This window comes from Mycobacterium sp. 852002-50816_SCH5313054-b, from assembly GCF_001667185.1.
Taxonomy (GTDB): domain Bacteria; phylum Actinomycetota; class Actinomycetes; order Mycobacteriales; family Mycobacteriaceae; genus Mycobacterium.
In genome coordinates, this window is sequence record NZ_LZIC01000018.1 from 39,461 (window position 1) to 45,818 (window position 6,358).

Sequence of the window (6,358 nt, forward strand, 5' to 3'; positions counted from 1 at the left end):
GTCCGTGTGGTGTGAGACATACCATTGGCGGCCATGCAGCGGCTCAGCGGACTCGACGCCAGTTTCCTCTACCTGGAGACCCCCTCGCAGCCCATGCATGTTTGCTCGATCATGGAGCTCGACACCTCGACGATGCCGCGTGGCTACACCTTCGACCGACTGCGCGACGCGTTGGCGCTGCGCCTCAAGGCGATGCCGCAGTTCCGCGAGAAGCTCGCCAACAGCCCGCTGAACCTCGATCACCCAGTGTGGGTGGACGACGAGCACTTCGACGTCGACCGCCACCTGCACCGCATCGGATTGCCGCCGCCGGGCGGCCGCACCGAGTTGTCGGAGATCTGCGGCCACATCGCGTCGCTGCCGCTGGACCGGGGCCGGCCGCTGTGGGAGATGTGGGTCATCGAAGGCGTTGCGGGCACCGATTGCCACGGGGACGGCCGCTTGGCGGTGATGACCAAGGTGCACCACTCCGGGGTCGACGGGGTCACCGGGGCAAACCTGATGTCGCAGCTGTGTGCCACTGAGGCCGACGCGCCCGCGCCGGATCCGGTCGACGGCGTCGGCGGCGGCAGCGGCTGGCAGATCGCCGCGGGCGGGTTGGTCCGCTTCGCCCGCCGCCCACTGCAGCTGGCCAACGTCTTGCCCCAAACCGTGTCCTCGGTGGTCGCCACGGTGCGTAAGGCCGTCGAGGGCCAGGCGATGGCGCGCCCGTTCGCCGCGCCGCGGACGGCCTTCAACGCCAGCATCACCGGTCACCGCAACGTCGCCTACGCCCAGCTGGACCTCGAAGACGTCAAGAAGGTGAAGAACCACTTCGGCATGAAGGTCAACGACGTGGTGATGGCCCTGGTGTCCGGGGTGCTGCGGCAGTATCTGGCCGAGCGCAACGCCCTGCCCGACTCGCCGCTGGTGGCCTCGGTGCCGGTCTCGGTGCACGGCAAGACCGATCGCCCCGGCCGCAACCAGGTTTCGGCCATGTTCTCCAGCCTGCACACCGACATCGCCGATCCGGTCGAGCGCCTGAAGGCCATCGCCGAAGCGAATTCGGTTGCCAAGCAACATAGTTCGGCCATCGGGGCCTCCCTGCTGCAGGACTGGTCGCAGTTCGCCGCCCCCGCCGTGTTCGGCATCGCGATGCGGCTGTACGCCAGCTCCCGGTTGACCGAGAGCGCGCCGGTGCACAACCTGGTGGTCTCCAACGTCCCGGGCCCGCAGGTTCCGCTGTATCTGCTGGGGTGTGAGGTCAAGGCGATGTATCCGCTGGGCCCGATCTTTCACGGTTCGGGGCTCAACATCACGGTGATGTCGCTGAGCGGGACGCTGGACGTCGGGCTGATCTCGTGCCCTGAGTTGCTGCCGGACCTGTGGGAGATGGCCGACGACTTCGCGGTGGCGATGGAAGAACTGCTCACGGCCGCCGGGTAGTTAAGCGCGGGAACCGCTCATCAGAATCTCAGGTTGGCTCTGGCAGCATAGGTGAGCATGAGAGTGTCTCGCCGCGACAGGATCGCGCGCACGCTGCTGGTCTGGACGGCGATCGCTGCCGTGGCGCTGACGGTTGCGGGCTGCCTCCGCGTGGTCAACGGACGCGCCCTCATGAAGGCCCCCAAGCTGGGTCAGGCGGTCGAATGGACCCCGTGCCGCTCGTCGAACCCCAAGGCCAAGATCCCCAGCGGCGCGATGTGCGGCCGGCTCGCCGTGCCCGTCGACTACGACCACCTCAACGGGGACGTCGCAACCCTGGCAATGATTCGGTTTCCCGCGACGGGCGACAAAATCGGTTCGCTGGTGATCAATCCCGGAGGTCCCGGCGAGTCCGGCATCGAGGCCGCCCTGAGCGTGGTCCAGTCGCTGCCCAAACGCATCCGGGAACGGTTCGACCTGGTCGGCTTCGACCCGCGCGGCGTCGGCTCGTCCAGGCCGGCGATCTGGTGCAACTCGGACGCCGACAACGACCGGCTACGCACCGAGCCGAATGTCGACTACAGCCCCGCCGGGGTGGCCCACATCGAGGACGAGACCAAGCAGTTCGTCGCCCGTTGCGTCGACAAGATGGGGAAGAACTTCCTGGCCAACGCGGGGACCGTCAACGTCGCCCGCGACCTGGACGCCATCCGCGCGGCGCTGGGTGACGACAAGCTGACCTACCTCGGCTACTCGTACGGCACCCGGATCGGCTCCGCCTACGCCGAGGCCTATCCCACCAAGGTGCGGGCGATGATCCTCGACGGCGCCGTCGACCCCAACGCCGACCAGATCGAGGCAGACCTGCGTCAGGCCAAGGGATTTCAGGACGCGTTCAACGACTACGCGACGGACTGCGCCAAGCAGCCGACGTGCCCGCTGGGCACCGACCCGGCCAAGGCCGTCGCCGTCTACCACAGCTTGGTCGACCCGATGGTCGACCCGAACAACACGATGGTGGGCCGGCCGATCCCCACGAAGGACCCGCGCGGCCTGAGTTATGCCGACGCCATCGTGGGCACCATCATGGCGCTGTACTCGCCGTCGCTGTGGCGCCACCTGACCGACGGCCTGTCCGAGTTGGTGGACCACCGCGGGGACACCATGCTGGCGCTGGCCGACATGTACATGCGCCGCGACCCGAAGGGGCATTACACGAACGCCACCGACGCGCGGGTGGCGATCAATTGCGTTGACCAGCCGCCGATTACGGACCGCACCAAGGTCATCGACGAGGATCGCCGGTCCCGGGAGATCGCCCCCTTCATGAGCTACGGCCAGTTCACCGGCGACGCCCCGCTGGGCACCTGCGCGTTCTGGCCGGTGCCGCCCACCAGCAAGCCGCACGCCATCTCGGCGCCCGGCCTGGCGCCGACCGTGGTGGTGTCGACCACGCACGACCCGGCGACGCCATACAAGGCCGGGGTAGACCTGGCGAACGAGTTGCGCGGATCCCTGCTGACCTTCAACGGAACCCAGCACACGGTGGTCTTTCAGGGCGACAGCTGCATCGACGACTACGTGACGGAGTATCTGCTCGGCGGCGACCCGCCGCCGAGCGGTGCCAAGTGCTAGCCGCTGCCACGGCAGCGCCGAGCGTGCACTGGCTGCGAGATCCCGGCCGGTTTTTTCGCGCTGAGTGCACGTTCGGCGAACGTGTCGGAGGCGTGCCGCACACTCCTACCATGGACGAGCCCTTCATTGGGAGCGAAGCCATCGCGTCGGGCGTCGTGACGCCGTCCGCGCTGCGCAGCCGGTTCTTGGCGATCCATCCCGACGTCTACGTCGGTGCCGACGCCAAGCTCACCGCCGGCGTGCGCGCTCGTGCGGCGTGGCTGTGGTCCCGTCGACGCGGGGTTGTCGCCGGTCGCTCCGCGTCGGCGCTGCACGGGGCCAAGTGGATCGACGATCGCGCCCCGCCGAGTGCTCTACGCCTACCGCCGTCCGCCCGGCGGTATCCGGACTTGGTCGGACCGCGTCGCCGACGACGAGATCCAATTTATCGCCGGCGTCCCGGCAACGACGCCCGCGCGAACCGCGCTCGACCTCGCCTGCCGTTATCCCATCGATAAGGCGGTCGCGGCCATCGACGCGCTTGCCCGCGCAACGGATCTCAAAGTGATCGACGCCGAGATGCTCGCCGAACGCTATCGGGGACGCCGCGGCATCAGGCGTGCCCACAGCGCACTGCCGCTCGTCGATTCCGGTGCGGAGTCGCCCCGCGAGACGTGGCTCCGGCTCGTTCTGATCCGAGCCGGATTTCCGGCGCCGCAAACTCAAATCTCGGTTTACGACGGATACGGCGCGTTGGTCGCCGTCCTCGATATGGGTTGGCAGGACCTCAAGCTGGCCGTCGAGTATGAGGGTGACCACCATCGCACCGACCGAAGGCAATTCAACCGCGACCTCCGACGCGGCGAAGCCCTGGCGGAGTTGGGATGGCTCGACGTACGGGTCACTGCGGAGGACACGCCCGGTGGCGTCATCGCTTGCGTTTCGGAGGCATGGGAGCGCCGAGCGTGCACTGGCTGCGAGATCCCGGCCGGATTTTCGCGCTGAGTGCACGTTCGGCGAACGGGTGGCGACACGCGGAGGCGAGACCAAGGCGTGACCGTTTCGCGCTGTGACGGGTATCCGCGGCTGCAAATATTGACAGCCATGTCGCGCCTGAGACCGTTGAGCTCGGCGCTGCTGTCGTTCGGATTGTTGGTTGGGGGATCGCAGCTGCCGGTGGCCGCCGCGACCCCCGAGCCCGGCGCCGGCCAGACGCCGAGTCCGGCCCCGCCGGCCGCTGCGGCGAGGCCGCAGAACTGGGGCAGCTGCAACCAATTCCTGACCGACACCAGCGACCTCCCCACCGCCCAGTGCACCACCGTGTCCGTCCCGATCGACTACGCGAATCCGGGTGGCGCACAAGCCAAGTTGGCCGTGATCCGGGTTCCGGCGACCGGCCGGCGGATGGGATCGCTATTCATCAACCCGGGCGGGCCGGGCGCGTCCGCGGTGGACATGGTCGCCGGCATGGCGTCGGACCTGGAAAACAGCGACATCACCCGCAATTTCGACCTGGTGGGGTTCGACCCGCGCGGGGTGGGCCACTCGACCCCGCAGTTGCGCTGCCGCAGCGACGCCGACTTCGACGCATTCCGGCGCGACCCGATGGTCGACTACAGCCCGGCCGGCGTGGCGCACATCGAGCAGATCTACCGGCAGCTGGCCCAGCAGTGCGCGAGCCGGATGGGCGACGGGTTCCTCGCCAACGCCGGCACCGCATCCGTCGCGCGCGACATGGACGTGGTCCGCCAGGCGCTGGGCGACGACCAGATCAACTACCTCGGGTTCAGCTACGGCACCGAAATCGGCACCGCCTACCTCGAGGGGTTCGGCAGCCACGTGCGGTCGATGGTGCTCGACGGCGCCATCGACCCGACCGTGGACCCGGTGGCCGAAAACATCAACCAAATGGCCGGATTTCAAACGGCTTTCAACGACTACGCCACCGACTGTGCCCGCTCCGCGGGCTGCCCGCTGGGTACCGATCCGGCCCAGTTCGTCAGCCGCTACCACGCCCTGGTCGACCCGCTGGTCGCCAGGCCGGGCCGGACGTCGGATCCGCGGGGCCTGAGCTACGCCGACGCGACCACCGGCACCATCAACGCGCTCTACACCCCGCAGCACTGGAAGTACCTGACCAGCGGCCTGCTCGGGCTGGCGCGCGGCACCGACGCCGGTGACTTGCTGTTGCTCGCCGACGATTACGAAGGCCGGGACAAAAGCGGGCACTACACCAACGACCAAGACGCGTTCAACGGCGTGCGTTGCGTCGACGCGCCGACGCCGACCGACTCGGCGACGTGGGTGGCCGCCGACCAGAAGATGCGCCAGGTGGCGCCGTTCCTGAGCTACGGACAGTTCACCGGCAACGCCCCCCGCGACCTGTGCGCGCTGTGGCCGGTGCCCGCCACCTCACGGCCGCACGTCGCGCCGCCCGCCGCGCCCGGCAAGGTCGTCGTCGTCTCCACGACGCACGACCCGGCCACCCCGTATCAGGCCGGCGTGAACCTGGCCCGCCAATTGGGCGCCCCGCTGATCACCTACGACGGAACCCAGCACACCGCGGTGTTCAACGGTGACCAGTGCGTGGACACCGCCGTGGTGCGCTACTTCGTCGCGGGGGCGCTGCCGCCCGCGTCGTTGCGGTGCCGACCCTGAGCTAAACCTCGAACTTGCCCTCGGGCCTCCTGCTACGTTGCATGCACCTGACGGGTGGAGGACCGCCGGGCTAGTGACAACCGGGGCTAGCGGGTAGGTGGACCGACATGTCGTTTGTCATCGCGGCCCCGGACATGGTGGCGGCGGCCGCGTCGGATTTGGCCGGTATCGAGTCGGCGCTCGGCGCGGCCCGCGCGGCGGCGGTCTCGACGACGGGGGTGCTGGCCGCGGCGGAGGATGAGGTGTCCGCGGCCATCGCGGCGCTGTTCTCGGCCCACGGCCGGTATTTTCAGGGACTCGGTGCGCAGGCGGTGGCGTTCCATGACCACTTCACGCAGACCTTGCGCGGGGCGGCGGGTGCCTATCGGGGAACCGAGGCGGCGAATGCTTCACCGTTGCAAACCGTTTGGCAGGACGTGCGGGGGGCGATCAACGCGCCCACGGAATTGTTATTGGGCGCCCCGTTGATCGGCAACGGAATCAATGGTGCGCCGGGGACCGGGCAGCCCGGCGGGCCCGGCGGGTTGTTGTTCGGGTCCGGCGGTGCCGGTGGGTCCGGCGCGCCGGGGCTATCCGGCGGCCGAGGCGGCAACGCCGGGTTGTTGGGCAACGGCGGCAACGGATTTTCCGAACCGACCGGTTCCGGTCTGGCGGGTGGTAGCGGCGGGGCGGGCGGACTGGT

Annotated in this window: 4 protein-coding genes and 1 pseudogene; all 5 read left to right on the forward strand. The window is 68.9% G+C overall.

Annotated elements, in window-relative coordinates; translation table 11 throughout:
- Positions 1-33 precede the first annotated feature (33 nt).
- Positions 34-1,425, forward strand: a complete 1,392-nt coding sequence (locus A5787_RS02300) for a wax ester/triacylglycerol synthase family O-acyltransferase (protein WP_066960997.1) — start codon at positions 34-36, stop codon at positions 1,423-1,425.
- A gap of 51 nt (positions 1,426-1,476) precedes the next feature.
- Positions 1,477-3,039 carry an alpha/beta hydrolase gene (locus A5787_RS02305; protein ID WP_156763722.1) on the forward strand — a complete coding sequence of 521 codons (1,563 nt, stop codon included), beginning with the start codon at positions 1,477-1,479 and terminating at the stop codon, positions 3,037-3,039.
- Between the two features lie 110 nt (positions 3,040-3,149).
- Positions 3,150-4,023: pseudogene (locus A5787_RS02310) on the forward strand (hypothetical protein).
- A 90-nt stretch (positions 4,024-4,113) separates the two neighbouring features.
- Positions 4,114-5,676, forward strand: coding sequence for an alpha/beta hydrolase (locus tag A5787_RS02315; RefSeq protein WP_156763725.1), 1,563 nt, complete (start codon positions 4,114-4,116; stop codon positions 5,674-5,676).
- A 107-nt stretch (positions 5,677-5,783) separates the two neighbouring features.
- The coding region (locus tag A5787_RS02320) for a PE family protein (RefSeq protein ID WP_156763723.1) at positions 5,784-6,358 on the forward strand (575 nt) is incomplete at its 3' end.